The following is a 17,434-nucleotide window of genomic DNA, read 5'->3' on the forward strand; positions in this document are numbered from 1 at the left end:
CCCGTTCTCCAAGTCACAGCTGCGTGGAACTCGTGGCTAGACAACATGCAACTGGTTAGAAAAAAGACAAAAAAAAGCCCCGTTAATTTAACGGGGCTTTTGATTTGTTGCGGTGTTAAAACACTAAACCATTAAGGCTTATTCACCACCAATTTGATACAACACTTTTTCAACTGGTTTTAATTCACCAGTAATGGCATCAACTTCAACTTCCAACAGCTGGCCATCTTCGGTTTTGATATCAAACTCATAGCTTGGTTTGCCATCTTCTTCGATTTCATATTCGATTTTCATGACCGCACCAGGATAAGCGTCTAATGCTGTTTTTAACGCCGCATCCAAACGCACTTTTGCCTGTGAAGTAAATTCTTTATCGTCAGCAGCTACTTCACGCTCAACTTCAAGAATTTTACCCGTTTTAGAGTCACACTCTACTTCCCAGCTTTTGCCATCATCACCTTTGATGTCCAGCTCGAACTGATGGTTTTTATCTTCCAATTCAGCACGCAGTGAAACAATCTCACCCGGATGCATTTCCATCGCAGAAGCAACACAAACATCTAAAGCAGAATGTTTATCTGCATGAGCAGCTGTAGAGAAAAGACCCGCCGTCATTAGCGCCAGAATTGTCATTGCAGGGATTGTTTGATTTTTCATTTGAAACTCCATTTTTTATTCAAAAAAATTCCACTCTCTACCCACAAGAGCAATGGAGGGCAAAAAATATTTGCGCCCACATATGATCCCATAGACTAGGAAAAATTCCTAGTTCTAGTTTTTGAACTGAAGCAGGTGCTCGACAAAGTCCGGGCGTTTATCTGTGATGAGTGCGTCTTGTCGCCAAACTAATTGGATGTTTTTTTTCAGCGTCTCACCTTCTAACGGTATTGCTACCAGGCTGCCGTGCAGCACTTCATCCACCACAGCTGAGGCAAATACCAAAGAAATGCCCAATCCGGCTCGAACCGCCTGTTTAACCGCTTCGGTACTGCCCAACTGCATGGTAACAGTTGGCATCTGCTTGAAACCCTGCAAATATTGTTTCAACAATCGTCCGGTTCCACTGCCACTCTCACCACCGATTAATTCCAAACCTGCCAGCATGGCTCTGCTGATAGTGCTGAGTTTTGCCAGAGGATGTCCAACTGGAACAATCAATACTAACGATTCGGTTTTCCAGACTAATGATTCAAAGCCGTTTTTGGGTGTCCACCACTCTGTCAGAGCAATATCAATTTCAGCATTTTCCAGTTTCTCGACAATGGTCGGATTATTTTCAATTACTAAATCCAGAGTTTTTGATGCCGCTGACTGATGGCTATAGTAATCTTGCAAATAAGGTTGCAATAAATAGATGCCGATATTCGAGCTGGCCCCGACTTTCACGCCGGGTTTATGCACGGCAGCTAATGCTCTCTGGTGAAGTCGTAACATGCTTTCGGCATAAGGCAATAACAGCAATGCTGACTCGGTTGGCTGACAACCACTTCTACCACGTTGAATCAATGGGACTGAGAGCATTTCTTCCAACTTCTGAATATGTTGGGTAATGGTAGGTTGTGCGATTCCCAACGCATTGGCAGCGGCTTGAAAACTCTGCTGCTCTATCAGCGTTATCAAACTTTTAAGCCAGACTAGATTGAGCATGATGCTTCCTTTGGTGAAACGATGTGATTGGCTGGATCCAATGGTTGCTCGCCCTGCAATACCCGAAGAATATTTTCAGCAGCACGCTTTTCTATTGCCAAACGCACAGCGCTTACGGCCGAACCGATATGTGCAGTAAACAAGGTATTGGCGTGTGCTAACAGGTTTGCATCGATCTCATTTGGCCTATCTTCACGCGCCCAATCTTCCATTTCAAACACATCACTGGCATATCCGGCTAAGTGACCACTATCCAGTAATCGCAAGATGGCTGCCTCATCAACCACAGAACCACGACATGGATTGACCAGAAAAGAACCCGTCTGCATCTGCTGCAAACGTTGTTGATTCATCAGATGCTGAGTCTGCGAATTTAATGGCAGCGCCATTATCACGATATTTGCCTTGGCAAGTGCATCATCCAATGGCAAAAACTCAATATTAAGAGCTGCTTGCTGTTCAGCTGCTAATGTTTGTTGATCGGTATAGATAAGATTTGCACCCCAGCCGTTCAACCTTTGTGCAATGGCCTGTCCAATCGCCCCCATGCCGATAATGGCTATTGTTGAACCTTCCACTCCCAGCCCGTAAAACTGTGGTCGCCAGCCTTTGAAATAACCGCTGCGAACATGTTCATCTGCTGCCCGAATATGCCGAATCAATCCAACCATCAAACCAATGGTCAATTCCGCTGTTGGCACGGTCAGCAAATCCGGTACAAAGGTCAGCCAGACATCGTGCTCCGTGCAGGCATCTACATCAAAATTGTCATAACCTTTTAACGCCGCACCAATCACTTTCAACTTCGGACAGGCTTTTAAGAAGTCTGCGTCCACCCGATCCGGCATAAACACCATCAATGCATCAGCATCATGGGCCAGCTGAATAGTATCGCTGCGCGACAGGCTAAAAGTGGTCTGATTGGTTATCAACTCACAATGTGGCGCGAGCATTTCCAGCACTTCATCATGCACTTTATGGGTAATCACCAGTTTTGGTTTCATCGTCATCCTTTACTTGAATTTTTTGCGTAACACGCCGCTAAGCGCGTCTACCAGCGTGACCATAAACAGAATCACCAGCAAAATCGCCAACACTTCCTGATATTGCATAATGCGTAGTGAGCCCATCAGCTCAAAACCAATGCCGCCGGCACCGACCATGCCCATAACCGTTGATGCACGGAAGTTATATTCCCAACGATAAATAGCTACGTCAGCAAACTGTGGCAAGACTTGGGGAAGAATCGCGTGATACAACACCTGCATCGGTGATGCTCCGGCTGCCCGAGCGGCTTCAACCGGGGCTTCATCAACATGTTCAATCGCTTCAGCAAAAAATTTACCGACCATGCCTATTGAATGTAATGCCAATGCCAACACACCCGGCAACGCACCAAACCCTACTGCTGCCACGAAAATAATGCCCATGATCAATTCAGGCACGGATCGCAGAGCATTTAAAAAGACCCGTGATAACTGGAAAATAATGCCATGCGGTGCAGTATTACGTGCTGCCAGAAACGCCATCGGCACCGAAAACATCACGGCAATAGCTGTACCGGCAATACTCATCGCCAGCGTATCTAACAGTGGGGAAAACCAGTTACGGATATTGGTAAAGTCAGGTGGAAATGACTCACCGGCTAAAGTGCCAATCGCTGGCAAACCATTCGCCAGTAATTCAAAGTTGAGTACATTCACATACCAGGCTGCAAGCAGGATGATGGCCAATAAGGCCACCACCTGCAGGGTTTGTTTTTTCCAGCGTTGGCTGTAACGTTTCAACGCCTCTTGATGAGTAATGACATGCGTATTCATAAAACGTCCTTACATCTTGGCAAAATCAAGCTTGAGTAATTTGCCCATATCACGAATCACATCATAATCGGCATCGGTAATCGGCGCAAAACCCTCGGCTTTGAAAGCTTTCAGCACTTCTTCATCATCCAGACTGACAAACGCCTCTTTGATTTTGGCTTTCAGATCATCATTCAGATTTGAACGCATTGCCCATGGATACTGAGGATAAGGTTTACTGTGACCAATAACTTTCACCTTGGCGGGATCAATCAGTTTACGTTCCACCACAAAGTTGAAAATAACTTCAGAAAGACCACCGGCATCAGCATTACCATTGGCAACATTGACCGCGACCGCATCGTGGGTACCGACAAAATGCTGTTCATAATCGGTTTGTGCTTCGATACCGCCCTCTTCTATCAATACAGTTTTTGGAATCAAATGACTGGAGGTTGAAGCCCGATCGCCATAGGCCATTTTTTTGCCTTTGATATCGGCATACGAATCAATACCGGCATCTGCGTTGGCGATGATGATCGAACGATAAGTCGGCACACCATCAATCACCATAGCAGCAAACGGTTCAATATCACTTTTCGATTTGGCCATCACATAAGACAGCGGCCCGAAATACGCCAGATCAATACGGCCAAAGCGCATTGCTTCGATCATTGATGAATAATCGGTGGTGACGATCAGCTCGACTTTTTTATTCAACGTCGATTCAAGATAGTCTTTTAACGGTTGATTACGCTTGATCAGCTCAGACGCATTTTCATCTGGTAGCAAAGCCACTTTGAGTGTATCCGGATCGGCATCAGCAGCTATGCCAGGCGCTACAGCCGTCATCAGCAAAGATGTTGCTAACAGTAATTGTTTAAACAGTTTCATCAGGCAATCTCCAGTTGTGTTGCAGTTTTTGTGGGTAAATGATCTTGAGCAGATGTGCGTTGTTTGGCAGATAGCGAACCGTCTTTTGGGGAACTGACTGCTTGTTGATAAATCAATGCCAGTTGTGTGTCGTCCAATTGATCTGGAGCTGCGTCAAATACAATCTGTGCGTTAGCTAGGCCAATAATGCGATCAGCAAAGCGTTTGGCGTATTCAAGTTGGTGTAACGAGACAATCGTTGTGATGCCGTCTTCTGCACAGATTTGTTTTAATTGGGACAGGACTTTTTCAGAGGTAGAAGGATCCAGACTGGCGACCGGTTCATCAGCCAGAATAATGGTTGGCTGCTGTGCGAGAGCACGGGCAATACCAACACGTTGTTGCTGACCACCGGATAATTGATCGACACGCGACAAGGCTTTGTCGGCCAGTCCAACCCGATCCAGACAGTGCAATGCCAGTTCCAAATCAGCTTGGGGCATTGGCAATAAGCTACGCAGAAATGAGTGATAACCGAGGCGTCCCATCAGCACATTTTGCAGAGCTGTGTGACGCAGGATCAGTTGATGATGTTGAAACACCATGGCTGTTTTACGACGATGACGACGTAAAGTACGTTGGTTATCCAGTACGCCAAACTCAGCAGAGATCACCGTGCCCGAAGTCGGTTTCACTAAATGATTCAGTGACCGTAATAACGAAGATTTTCCGGCACCGGAGAGCCCGAGCAATACATTAAACTCACCACGTTTAAATTGAATGGATGTTGAACGTAATGCTTCAATTCCACCGGGATAAGTTATGCCTAAATTCTCTGTTGTCAGAATCGGCTGAGGTGTTTGTTTAGCTGACATATCATCACCTTTCGCAATATTAAGCGCCGCAGCATTGCGGTTCACAATCGAATGCTAAGGGGTAAATATGACTGGCAAATGAAGATTAGATGACCATTTGGTGACAATGGGCCAAACCACAGACATAAAAAAACCGCCAGTCCATAACAGACGGCGGTTTTGGAAAACCAAACTAAATCAACGTTTAGTCTAAATAACTACAGCAATAATCGACCAGTTCGGTGATTTCAATATCAAATGATGAATTGGCCGGTACATTGAAAGACTGACCGTAGGTAATCGGGGTCCATTCCGTGTCGCCATCCAGACGGTAACGCAATTGTCCGGCGAGAATTTCCATTAACTCGGCTTTCTCTGTACCAAATTTATATTCACCCGGCATCATAATACCCAGGGTTTTATAACTGCCATCGTCAAAGGTCACTTTGCGGCTGGTCACTTTGCCATCGAAATAGATATTGGCTTCACGGGTCACCGTGACATTTTCAAATGTAGACATACAGCTCTCTCTAGTAAAAATTTGAAGGAATATACGCCTGAGTTATCGAGGTGTCATCCAGTCTTTCATCTCTTTATATCCTTTAGGCACTTCATAGACATAAAGGCTATCGGTTTTGGTTTCTGACCAGGTCGCACCATTACGATCCACGTAATGAATTGTATCGCCTTCTTTCTTTACTGCGTAATGCACATAGTTGCTGCTGGATTTCGGATCAGTAAACACAAATCCATGACTGAGTTTTAATGAAACATCGCGATCCACACCTTTCTGGAACGTACCCAAAGCAGGTGTTACCCGCCACCAGTGATAATCGTAGCTGGAAGCGTTGTTTTTATATTCCATGGCACGGATATGTCTCGCACCCTGCAGCTCAGCTTCTTCATGCCAAAAGCCGTCCAGCTCCTGCTCTGTGATCTGTGGCGGACGCACAAAGCTATACAAACCGTTATTAAAACTGAAGCTTTGTTTTTGCCAATCAACCTGCGTCTGAATGGCTCTGTTGGAGGCTTTGCTGCCCTCAGCCGGTGTCAGGGTTAATTGACCTTCGCCTGATAGTTCCACTTTATAAGTATTGAGTGGATCGACATCGCCGGTCGCTGATAAAAATGCCATGCCATTATCAAAGGTCAAAACGCCTCGTCCAGAGGTATCAACCCATTTTCCCTGCAGATTTTGCTGCTGGTTTTGACTGATAGTCGTCGCAGATTGTGTAGATGTATCTGCCTGAACGGTTGCCATCATTGGCATGATCAACATCAACAGTGTTGATGGGACCAAAATTACTGATTTTTTCATCTCTCTCTAACTTCCTTTTTAGTTATGGTAAAACTTTTATTTATTGTTTAACTGTTCCAACTCTTCTACTCGTTTTTCCAGCGCTTCCAGCTTTTCACGGGTACGCAACAAAACCTGGGATTGCACTTCAAACTCTTCACGAGTCACTAAATCTAATTTATTAAACGTGGAGGTCATCGCAGCGCGAATGTTTTTTTCAGCATCATCACGCATTTGCAACAAGCCGGGTGGCAAGGCACGGGTAATGGTATCGGCGATTTCATCGAATTTTTTGGGATCGATCATGTTGGTTCCTTGATTGAAATGATTCTTTTGTATTCTACGGGAATATCAGTCGGACTCAATTTAACGCAAATTGTTCTATTTTTTGCCCGTTAACAACGAGCCAAAAATGCCCCGTACCAAACGCCGGCCAATCTGACTGCCAACCGAGCGCATGGCACTTTTGGCAAAGGCTTCAAATATCGATTCGCGATTACTGACACGCTTTGGTTTAACAGTCTCTTTCATTGCATTTGGTTGATCGGCCAGTGCCGCCTGCTGCATTTTTTCGGCACGTTCGGCGAGGATTTCATGCGCCGATTCACGGTCCAGCATTTTTTCATAAACACCAGCCACTAAAGAACTTTGCATTAATTGCTGACGTTGTTGTGGCGTGATTGGGCCAATTTGCCCCTGCGGCGGCTTAATCATGGTTCGCTGCACAATCTGCGGCCGACCTTTTTCATCCAGCATGGAAACCAACGCTTCTCCCACGCCCATTTCGGTAATAACTTCGGTGGTGGAAAAAGCCGGATTATCACGAAATGTTTCTGCGGCAGCCTTGACCGCTTTTTGATCTCTGGCAGTGTAGGCCCGCAACGCATGTTGAATGCGATTTCCCAGCTGGCCTAAGACACTATCTGGAATATCGGTCGGGTTTTGCGTGACAAAATACACTCCCACACCTTTGGACCGAATCAAACGCACAACCTGTTCAATCTTATCAAGCAAAGCTTTGGGAGCATCATCAAATATCAGATGCGCTTCATCAAAAAATAAAACCAACTTGGGCTTTTCCGGATCGCCAACTTCGGGCAGCTGGTCAAATAATTCTGCCAGCAGCCACAATAAAAACGTGCTGTATAGCTGTGGGGACTGCATTAACTTATCGGCTGCCAGTAAGTTAATCATGCCTTTGCCATGCACATCGGTTTGCATTAAGTCATCCAGATTCAATACCGGCTCGGTAAACAGTTTGTCTGCCCCCTGATCTTCCAATACCAGTAAACGCCGTTGAATAGCGCCGACACTGGCCGCTGAAATATTGCCGTACAACGTCTGAAACTCGCTGGCATTTTCGGCGACAAACTGCAGCATGGCTCGTAAGTCTTTCAGATCAAGCACCAGCCAGCCATTGTCATCTGCCACCCGAAAAAGCAGTGTTAACACACCTTGCTGGGTGTCATTAAGATTCATCAATCGGGACAGCAATAACGGCCCCATATCGGAAATAGTAGTGCGAACCGGATGCCCCTGTTCACCGAACACATCCCAGAAAGTAGTGGGAAACCCGGAAAACCGGAAGTCATCAAGCTGCATTAAGCTGACACGTTCACTGATTTTGGGATGCGCTTTACCCGGCTGACTGATGCCGGACAAATCGCCTTTAATATCGGCCGCAAACACTGGTACGCCAATATTACTGAAGGCCTCGGCCAATCCCTGCAAGGTCACTGTTTTGCCAGTGCCGGTAGCGCCAGCAATCAAGCCATGACGATTGGCCATCTGCGGCAATAAAAATACCGGCAGGTCTGCCTGTCCGATAAACATGGGTAATGCCATATGCTCTCCTTATCCACACCGTTCATCCAAGGGATATTCAATACCAAAATGTGGTCAACACTATTGCCTTGTTCTACACGTTATCTGTTTGCGGACTCCTCTGATGCAAGCTATGCTGTCTCTATCAAAGCCGTTTTCCACCACACGGTAACGTTTAATAATAAGCTTTTTTGCAAAGATTTCATTAGGGATTTGTCATGACATCAATTGAAATATGGGCCATCGGCATTGTTGCAGTTGTTATCGCAGGGATTGTTGGTTTTCTGGTGGGTCGCCGCCAACCGGTTGGTAGTCCGGAACAATTGAAGCAACTGACACAGGCGCATGAGCGCCAACTATCGCAGGTCCAGGCTGAATTCGATGCCTATCAGGAAGAAGTGCATGCCTATCACGAGAAAACAGCCAATTTATTTGTTTCCATTGCCGCTCCCTACAAAGAGATGTTTGATCATCTGACTGAAGGCTACGACAAACTCGGTAATTTCACTGAACATAAAGTGTTACCGGATCGTGCCGGTGCATTGTTAGATGGCCCGGATGCTAACAAACACGTGGTACCCGAGCTGACTGAAGATTTGAAACTGCATGAAGAAAAACTCCGGGCAAAAGCAGCATTAAAAGACTACTAGGGCTGGTTGCTAAGTAACTTCGCCAAACCACTTTCCCGTTGATGGCGACGTTGCACAGCCTGTTTTAATACTGGCTGCGTCGACAAAATCTGCACCGATTGCCGCGCTCTGGTGAGCGCGGTATACACCAGCTCCCGACTCAATACCGCTGCATCTTCTTCTGGCAATAACAACGCAATATGATCAAATTCTGATCCCTGACTTTTATGTACCGTCATCGCAAACACCGTTTCATGTGCCGGTAACCGGCTTAACGGTAGCCAACGCAATTCTTCCCCGAACAGAAAACAGGCCTGTAACTCGCCATCAGCATTGGCTAACACTACACCGATATCGCCATTAAACAGGTTCTGTCGATAATGATTCTGCGTGATCATAATCGGCCGTCCGGGATAAAACGGCTGTGCTGTGCGCCAACCGCGTTTTGCCAGCAATTGACTCATCATCTGATTCACCGAATACACTGATTGCGGCCCTTGTTTCACCGCACAGAGCATGCGAAATGCTTCAAATGCTTTAATACAGCTCACCGCATCTTGCCGCTGTTCAATCGCTTCGATAAACCGCTGATAGCCGTTCAATATCTGTATTTGTATTTGCTCGGTGCCTGGGGCTAATAAGGTTGAATGTGTTTGATTCAGCAATAATTCCATGACCTGATCCGCTGCGCCCTGATTCACTGCCTGGGCCAATAAACCGACCTGGCCACCCGCTGCAAAGCGATAGCTGTGTTGTAATTTAACCAGACTGTCTTCTAACGGATTGTCAGCATTGGTGGCAGCTAAATCAATGTCACTGATCTGTTTTACCCATGCTTTGAAATCGGCTGAAAAACTCGGTTGTTCGGCACATAGATTGGCTAATACCGCACCGGATTCGACGGAGGCTAACTGATCGCTGTCACCCAATAAAATCAGTCGTGCATGCAATGGCAGTGCTTTCAACGTAATTGCCATCAAATTGATATCAATCATCGACGCTTCATCGACAATCAACACATCCACCGGCAATGGCCGTTCAGCAGAGTAACGACCCTGATCAAATCTGGCGCTGATACCCAGTAAACGATGCAGCGTTTTGGCAATATATTGTTCGCCTGTTTGCTGATTAATCGCCTGCTGCAAACGCGCTGCAGCTTTACCAGTCGGGGCGGCTAATGCAATTCGTGGTTTGTCATCATTCAACTGCAAACATTGCAGAATTTTTAATACCACCGTGGTTTTACCGGTGCCGGGTCCACCGGAAATCACACAAAGCTGACGCCGCAACGCACTTAAAACTGCCACTTTCTGCCAGTCGATATCCGGCAGATGATTCTGCCAATCCCCCATAAATGTCAGCAACTTATCTGCAGCCGGCAAAGAAACACTGTCTTTTAGACGTTGTTTGATAGCCTTGGCAACCTGCTGCTCCGACTGCCAATAACGATACAGGTACAACAAACCATCTGCTGTCAGCACCAATGGTTTGAATTCGCCGGGCTTGCCCACGACTTCGCTGTTTTGCAATTGCTTCAACCATTGGAAAGCGCCGGGTAACGCATCCTGAACAAGTGGATTCAGTGAATTGAAGTCATTCAGGTTCAGGCACACATGGCCTTCGCTAATGGTTTCACTCAGTAATCCAGCGGTTAACGTGACCAGCGGATCTTCTGTTTGCTGTTGACGACCGATATAGGCAGCAAACTGATAAGCCAGCTCAGAAAAGCCGGTTTCACGCAGTAGTTTCAAGGCATTCATTGCTCACCTGCCATCAACTGATCTACCGCTTCAAGTAATGTTCTATCCAGCCGATCAAAATACACACCGGTTTGTGACCACTCCGCTTGCATACCCCGCAAAAACAAGTAATACACACCACCAAAATGTACTTCTGGATCATAATCCGGCAAGCGTTGTTTTAGATGTCGATGCAATGCCAGACTGTAAATCAGATATTGCAGCGGATAACCATGACTCAGCATCGCGTTCTGCAAGGCTTCACCTTGATACTGTGACGGCTCAAAGCCAAGATGATTGGATTTATAGTCGGCCACATAAAAGCGCCCGTCATGTTCAAACACCAAATCGATAAAACCTTTCATAAAGCCGGTAAGTTCATGAAAGTGCAGATCTGCCGCCAGCTTCTGCCAGATCGAATCTTTGTCGGTCTGCTGCAGCACATTTTTTAATGCTGTCATATTCAATCCGGCCACAGGGAAATAAAACGCCATTTCATTAATGCGCTGACTTGCCGGTAAATCACATAACCGCAGGCCACTGTCGGCATTCAATGGAGTTTGCAATATCGCCAACAACCAGTTAGTCACCACTTCGGTCCACTGCAAATCCAGTCCAAACTGTGGCAATAACCGTGACACTGTCTGTTGGATTTGGGTGGCATCAGCCGAATCAAATTCAATATTTTCCAGACATTTATGCAGAAAATTACCGGCCTGACGTCCCCGTTCAAAACCAAACCGATCCTTGCTGTTACGTTGCATTATCGTCTCGGTTTCAACCGTCACGGGTTCAGCATCATAATCCGGCTGCTCGGAAACATGGCCACGACTTAACAGCGAAAAACTGCCAATGCGCCATGGTTTATGGATGTCTCCGGTAAAGCTTCTGGCTTGATAAAGTGTTGTCTCTGATTTAGCAGCCTGATACATCAGTGGCGGTTGAGGCTGATAATCGGTAATCGCAATGCTGCCGCAACTGCTGGCTGACAAATTCTGTAAATCTTCACGCATGTCTGCTGAGTTTTCGCCGTGCAAAAGTTGATATAACGCCGATTTCTGTACATCTCGTACATTGCCCCAGACAATAACGCAGCGTTCCCGGGCCCGGGTTAAAGCCACATACAACAAACGTAATGACTCAGCCTGCTGTTCCTGCTCAGCGACTATTTGTGCTTCTGAAAATAAAGGCTCAGCTAATGCCACACTGGGTTGATGCTGATTATCTGGATCATGAAACTCAATAATATCGGTCTTGTTTTTGAAGGTTCTGGCGGTCCAGTTGAATGGGCAAAACACAATCGGATATTCCAGACCTTTACTGGAATGGATGGTCATGATTTTGACCAAAGCCGCATCACTTTCCAGCCGCAATTGAGCAGTTTCATCTTCTGTGGCACTGGCTTCCCGCTGTCTGGCAAACCATTGGTTGACCGCTTCAATATGATTGTTCTGCCGGGCCGATTCTGCCTGAATCAATTCGGCCAGATGCAAAAAGTTGGTCAGTTGGCGTTCCCCGTCTGCCTGTTCAAGCAGATGTTGCAGTCCATTATCCAACTGCAACAGAAAGCGGAACATCGCCATAAAACCGGATTGCTGCCAGCGCTGTTGCAATAGCTGCAACTGATCCATTAACGCATTCCAACGCAATTCATCCTGCTGGATCGCATATAAATCCTCAGCAGAATATTGAAATAATGGCCCGGCCAACACCGTACTCAAACGCTGATGATGATCGGGTTGTGCCAGCGCCAGCATTAAACAGGACAAATCTGCTGCCTGCTTAGACGCAAACACATTTTCCCTGCCCTGCTGCACACTGTTAATGCCACGCCGGCGTAATGCCTGTTGAATCAATTCAGCCTGTGCATGGCTGGGCACTAATACGGCAATATCACCGCCCGTTAAAGGTCGCGCCTGCTGACTTTCTTCATCAATCAAGCGGGCTTTATTGTTGGCAGCGAGATTTAATAAGCGGGCAATTTCGTTAGTGGTTATTTCAACGGCTGCATTTCTCATTGCTTCAATGTTCAGTGGTTTGTCACTTTCCACATAACTGAACTGCAACGCTGCCGTTTCGCCATCATCAACTTGAAGTGCAGCCTCGCCATTACGCGAAGCATCCACTTCGACAAACGGAATCTGTTCATAGATAAAAGGCGCAGCTGTTTGCATAAACAAGCGGTTGACCGCCGACACCAGCGAAATATGTGAACGCCAGTTTTTCCCCAAGGTGTAGCTTGCTAACGCATCCTGCTTGGCTTTGAGATAAGTGAAAATATCAGCGCCACGGAAACTGTAAATTGCCTGTTTGGGATCGCCAACAAAAAACACTGGCAGGCCGCTTGCTGCAAATATCCGACGAAAATTATCGTATTGCACCGGATCAGTGTCCTGAAACTCATCAATCAATGCGGCCTTAAACTGTTCACGCAATCTGCTGACCAACCACTCCCCTTGTGGGCCTTGTAATGCCTGAGAAAGATTAATCAACAAATCATCGTAAGACTGCACCTGCTGCTGCATTTTTTGCTGTGGCAACTGTTCACGGATAAATGCCAACAATTGCAGACGCAACTGTTGCAGCTGCAATGCCCGGACATTATCCAAATCCTGATAACGCTGTTTTAAGGTATCCATCGCAGCCAAGAATCGCAGCTCTGGTAATGTTGTGCCCTTTTTCAAACTGGTTTCGGCTTTTTCCTGCGTCGCTAAATCCAACAACTCGTCCCAAGCTGACGGACAGGCTGATTCGTTGAAAATAATACTTAGCAATTGCAGCAGACGTTCGACTTTTTCAGGTTTATAACTGGTTTTGCTCAGTCCCCCACCCACTAAAAATGCAGTGATCTGCTCTGATTCTTTTTGCCAGCTTTGGCTGGTATTCCAAAAGGCATTATTTAAGGCTTCGGTAACCGAATCCGCATCCACATTCGGCAAATCCTGTATCTGCAGATACGGCTTTCCAACCAGACTGCGTATCGATTGCAACAGGGTTTCCGGGGTTTGTTTTCTGGCCAGTAAATAAGCCGTGAAATCATTGTCGGACTGCACCACAACCTTGCGCCAGAAGTCATCGGTAACCGCGAGTAATAGCTCACGATCATCGCCAATCAAATCCATTTCAAACGGGCTGCCGGATTCAAAAGCAAAGTCTTTCAGCACTTGCTGACAAAAGCTGTGAATAGTGTAAATGGCCGCTTCATCAAAACTTTGAATCGCCAGATCCAGTCGTTTCAAATCCTGAGTTCGGCTGGGTTGTTGATTGATTATCAGCTTGCGTTCATCACTGAGCTTTTTACGCAGTCGATCGCGTAATTCCTGCGTTGCAGCACGGGTATAAGTAACCACCAGAATCTGATCAACGTTGAGTTGATGTTCCAATATCAAGCGTAAATACAGCCCGGCCAGCGTATAGGTTTTACCCGTACCGGCACTGGCTTCAATCAGATTGACATCCTTTAACGGGGTAGTGTCGAGATCAAACTGTTTCATGGTTTGTCTCCCTCCATCGCATCCCATATCGGCTGATAAACTCGCAGAGCCAACTCTCGGAATTCATCATTTAACGGCGATTCAGGGAACAGTAATTGATGATAGGGATCGGCATCTTCCCCAGCATTGAAACTACTGTTCCAGACTTTGAATGCTTTGCCGTCAGGATCATTGGCAGCTTCAAGTTCAGCTGCTGCATATGTCAGGCTGGTCAGTGGCAGCAGCGGGATTGGCTGATGCAAACCCTGCCAGTAGATAGTCAACAAATCGGCCAGTAATGATTCTGCTTCAGCAACGGGATTGAACTTTATATAGCTGTCTTCACATTGCAACTGACTTTGTAGTGCCACGCCCTGCGGTTTTAAACAGTTCAACACCAGATGTGAACACCATAAGCCAAGCAAATCTTTGGCTTTCATTTTGGCCAAGCGGTATTGCAACAGCCCGGAAACTGACAACCCTTCTATCTGACCAGTCAGGGTAAACTCAGCGCAGTCAAACTCAAAAGGCAAAGCTGGCAATGGCTGCGAACTTCTTAACGGCTGTAATTTTTCGGTAAAGCTGTCGACTTTTTCCAACTGCTGGTCAAATAGCAATTCGGCAAAATGACCTTGTGGCAATACGCCCGTTGCCTGAATCACCGGTTGGATCTGCGAGGCATCCAGCTCTGCCAGTCTTCCTTCCAGCATTTGCTGGCGAATGCTCCAGGCTTCCAGACCATTCAAGGCAAACGGCTCACGAATTTCCAGCGTGGCATCGTCATTTTCAAAGTTGATACCCAGTCGTTGCTGGGCCAGGAATCTTGCCGGATGACTGAAAAAGCTGATCAGTTGATGCAGACTGACAAAACGCCAGCTTTCATCAGCTTCGGGTAGCGCTTTGGCAAACCAGTTGGTGGTTTCAGTATTTTTATGTGGCGGCGGGCATGCCTCGGCGTTAAAGCTAAACAGGTTAGTATGCTGACCGGAAAAATAACGGGGACTAAAAGCCTGCAAGGGATGCCGGGTGAGTAACTGCTCCCAGATCTCAGTGCCTGCTGTCGTCTGAAAACGTCTATTCAACACATCAGCAAAATCACTGACCAACACAGACGGCGGGATCAGCGAATTATCATGAATACTGGCCCCGACATAACTGATATACAGGTGTCGATTGGCTGACAGAATCGCTTCCAGAAACAGATAACGATCATCATCCCGACGTGAGCGGTCACCCCGCGGGTAATCACTGGATAGCAAATCAAAGCCCGGTTTCGGTTGGCGACGCGGATAGCTGTTGTCATTCATGCCAATCAGACACACCACATCAAATGGAATGCTACGCATTGGCACCATGTCGCAGAAGGTCAGACCGCGCCCCATAAACTGATGCTCAGCGCCGGGCAGTTCAATATGCAGATCCAGCCAGTCTTTTAATAAATCAATGGAAAGACTTTGTTCAAAGCCAACCTGCTTTGCAGCTTCAGTCAACGAATCCATGGCTTTTAACAGTGCATCCAATTGCAATTGTTCGTTTTCTTCACGAATCACAAACAATCGACGTAGCCAGTCGGTGAGTAGTTGTTGCCAGTCAGCCGCGGTTCTCGGCCGTTTCATTTCATTTCGTAACAAGCTGAGTTGATCAATAAAGGCATTAAGCTGGGCCATTAACTGCGCCCGGTCACCGGAGATACCACTGACCGGTAATTGAGCATTAAACAACTGCCACTGATCGCGTTCTGCCGGTGGCAAGGCATAGCCTAATATTAATCTGTCGAGTCCGGCGCGCCAGGTATTGGCATCCAGCGCTGGCAAACCTAATTTGTGTTTATCCTGACCATCCAGTCCCCAACGGATCTGCGTCTCACGAAGCCAGCCACGTATGGTATCCAGATCGCTATGCTCCAATCTGAATTGACGTTGAATTGCGGTACATTCCAGCAAACGCATAATCGTCTCGGCATCAAACCGGGATTGCGGCAAACTCAGTAACTCAGTGAATGTTTCAATAATAGTTTGCTGCTGAGCATCACCACGATTGGCAATGCTGAAAGGGATGAATCGTTCAACCGGCTGGCTACTGAAAACAGCTTCTATCGCCGGAGCATACACTTCAATATCCGGCGTCATTACCACCACATCGGTGGGTGATAAATCAGGATGTTTTTCAAACAGATTCAGTAATTGATCATGTAACACTTCGGCTTCACGCATTGCGCTGTGACAACTGTGAATTTGCACAGAATCATCATCAGCTGAAACAGTGATGGTTTCGTTGCCCTTATCGAGCTGATAAATATCCTGCTTGAGCTGGCTCAATATATCGTGTGCCTGAGGTTGCAGGTAGAGCATTTCTGCATCATGGGGTATGGCTTGCAGCTGCTCAAAAAAGGTCTGGCCTAGCTTGCCCAGACTGGCCAGCAGCGGATGGCCGTTATCGTTGAATTCTTCTTCATCATCAAATAACAGGCGTTGTTTGGCCTGAGATTTCTGATTCAGCAGATCGCCCCAATAGCCCTCACTGGGGGAGAGAAAGTAGATTGAGACATCAGTAAATTCAGCAATTTGAGCCAGCAAATCCAGATAGATGGGTGGCATGGCTGTCAGACCAAAAATAGCGATTCGCGGCGGCAGGATTGACATTGGAAACTGTTTGTTTTTCAGCGCTTGTTGCATCTTTTGCAGTAAACGCGCCCGATGCATCGGCTCTGGGTCAGCTTGAGTCAACTTACGCCATAAAGCGCCTTGCCAATTATTCGTTTTACCGGCTTCCCACTGGGCGATCCAATCCGGACGATACATTAAATATTGATCAAAGCTGTCAGCAATACGTTGTGCCAAATCGAGCATTTTTCGTTGATCGGCAGATTTACCAAGATAGCGACTTATCGCCTCAAATTCTGGCAAAATGCTGATCGTTGGCAACAATTCAAAGATTTTCAGGCTCATCGCATCGGTGGAATACGGTGACTCGCGAGGGATTTCTGGCCAGACCTGACGGAATAACTTCCATAACCATGCCGATGGAAACGGAAATTCGATATGCGCGGCAATGGATTGATTGGAAGCCAGATACAGATTCAGCCAGCGTGCCAGTTCATTACTCTGCACCATCACCGTTTCAGCCTGTAACGGCGGTAATGGGTTCAGCTGTTGGGCTTCAGCCAAATGTGCAGCCAGTTGCGACATCGAATTGCTGTAGATCACATTCAGCATGTTACGTTTTCCTTGACCCAAAGCTTAAAGGTGAATTTTGTATAACTCCGACTCACTACAAAACTTACAGAGCGGTACATACAA

General features: G+C 46.7%; 14 protein-coding genes. 1 reads left to right on the forward strand and 13 read right to left on the reverse strand.

Annotated features, from left to right (window positions below; all coding sequences use genetic code 11):
* Nucleotides 1–138 precede the first annotated feature (138 nt).
* From Q7V21_RS05835 to Q7V21_RS05880, 10 genes are all read right to left on the reverse strand, one after another.
* Complete coding sequence (locus Q7V21_RS05835; protein ID WP_304916373.1) at nucleotides 139–657, reverse strand: PepSY domain-containing protein; 519 nt, start codon at nucleotides 655–657, stop codon at nucleotides 139–141.
* Between the two features lie 114 nt (nucleotides 658–771).
* Nucleotides 772–1,647 carry a LysR family transcriptional regulator gene (locus Q7V21_RS05840; protein ID WP_304916374.1) on the reverse strand — a complete coding sequence of 292 codons (876 nt, stop codon included), beginning with the start codon at nucleotides 1,645–1,647 and terminating at the stop codon, nucleotides 772–774.
* The gene (locus Q7V21_RS05845) at nucleotides 1,635–2,651 is read right to left on the reverse strand and encodes a phosphonate dehydrogenase (RefSeq protein ID WP_304916375.1); all 1,017 of its coding nucleotides are present in this window, start codon (nucleotides 2,649–2,651) and stop codon (nucleotides 1,635–1,637) included. Before Q7V21_RS05845 ends, Q7V21_RS05840 begins: the two co-directional genes overlap by 13 nt.
* Before the next feature lie 9 nt (nucleotides 2,652–2,660).
* A complete protein-coding gene (phnE, locus tag Q7V21_RS05850) occupies nucleotides 2,661–3,467 on the reverse strand; it encodes a phosphonate ABC transporter, permease protein PhnE (protein ID WP_304916376.1) in 807 nt (268 codons plus the stop codon).
* 9 nt (nucleotides 3,468–3,476) lie between these two features.
* Nucleotides 3,477–4,340, reverse strand: a complete 864-nt coding sequence (gene phnD, locus Q7V21_RS05855; RefSeq protein ID WP_304916377.1) for a phosphate/phosphite/phosphonate ABC transporter substrate-binding protein — start codon at nucleotides 4,338–4,340, stop codon at nucleotides 3,477–3,479.
* Nucleotides 4,340–5,194, reverse strand: coding sequence for a phosphonate ABC transporter ATP-binding protein (gene phnC / locus Q7V21_RS05860; RefSeq protein WP_304916378.1), 855 nt, complete (start codon nucleotides 5,192–5,194; stop codon nucleotides 4,340–4,342). The genes phnD and phnC overlap by 1 nt, the downstream gene beginning before the upstream one ends.
* Nucleotides 5,195–5,378: 184 nt before the next feature.
* A complete protein-coding gene (locus tag Q7V21_RS05865) occupies nucleotides 5,379–5,693 on the reverse strand; it encodes a pyrimidine/purine nucleoside phosphorylase (protein ID WP_304916379.1) in 315 nt (104 codons plus the stop codon).
* Between the two features lie 42 nt (nucleotides 5,694–5,735).
* Nucleotides 5,736–6,491, reverse strand: a complete 756-nt coding sequence (locus Q7V21_RS05870; protein WP_304916380.1) for a hypothetical protein — start codon at nucleotides 6,489–6,491, stop codon at nucleotides 5,736–5,738.
* 36 nt (nucleotides 6,492–6,527) lie between these two features.
* Nucleotides 6,528–6,776: an accessory factor UbiK family protein gene (locus Q7V21_RS05875; RefSeq protein ID WP_069296895.1), complete on the reverse strand. Its 249-nt coding sequence runs from the start codon at nucleotides 6,774–6,776 to the stop codon at nucleotides 6,528–6,530.
* Between the two features lie 75 nt (nucleotides 6,777–6,851).
* Nucleotides 6,852–8,315 carry a helicase HerA-like C-terminal domain-containing protein gene (locus Q7V21_RS05880; protein WP_304916381.1) on the reverse strand — a complete coding sequence of 488 codons (1,464 nt, stop codon included), beginning with the start codon at nucleotides 8,313–8,315 and terminating at the stop codon, nucleotides 6,852–6,854.
* Nucleotides 8,316–8,512: 197 nt separating this feature from the next.
* Between Q7V21_RS05880 and Q7V21_RS05885 the strand changes: the two genes are divergently transcribed.
* Entirely contained in the window at nucleotides 8,513–8,944 is a 432-nt protein-coding gene (locus Q7V21_RS05885; RefSeq protein WP_304916382.1) for a YhcB family protein, read from the forward strand.
* On the opposite strand, the gene recD is transcribed toward Q7V21_RS05885, so the two are convergent.
* Genes recD through recC form a run of 3 tightly spaced genes read right to left on the reverse strand, consistent with a single transcriptional unit; the run spans nucleotide 8,941 to nucleotide 17,350 of the window.
* Nucleotides 8,941–10,683, reverse strand: a complete 1,743-nt coding sequence (gene recD / locus Q7V21_RS05890) for an exodeoxyribonuclease V subunit alpha (protein ID WP_304916383.1) — start codon at nucleotides 10,681–10,683, stop codon at nucleotides 8,941–8,943. The genes Q7V21_RS05885 and recD overlap by 4 nt on opposite strands.
* Nucleotides 10,680–14,156, reverse strand: a complete 3,477-nt coding sequence (recB, locus tag Q7V21_RS05895) for an exodeoxyribonuclease V subunit beta (protein WP_304916384.1) — start codon at nucleotides 14,154–14,156, stop codon at nucleotides 10,680–10,682. Before recB ends, recD begins: the two co-directional genes overlap by 4 nt.
* Nucleotides 14,153–17,350 carry an exodeoxyribonuclease V subunit gamma gene (gene recC / locus Q7V21_RS05900; protein ID WP_304916385.1) on the reverse strand — a complete coding sequence of 1,066 codons (3,198 nt, stop codon included), beginning with the start codon at nucleotides 17,348–17,350 and terminating at the stop codon, nucleotides 14,153–14,155. The genes recB and recC overlap by 4 nt, the downstream gene beginning before the upstream one ends.
* Nucleotides 17,351–17,434: the final 84 nt, after the last annotated feature.

This window comes from Methylophaga sp. (assembly GCF_030651745.1).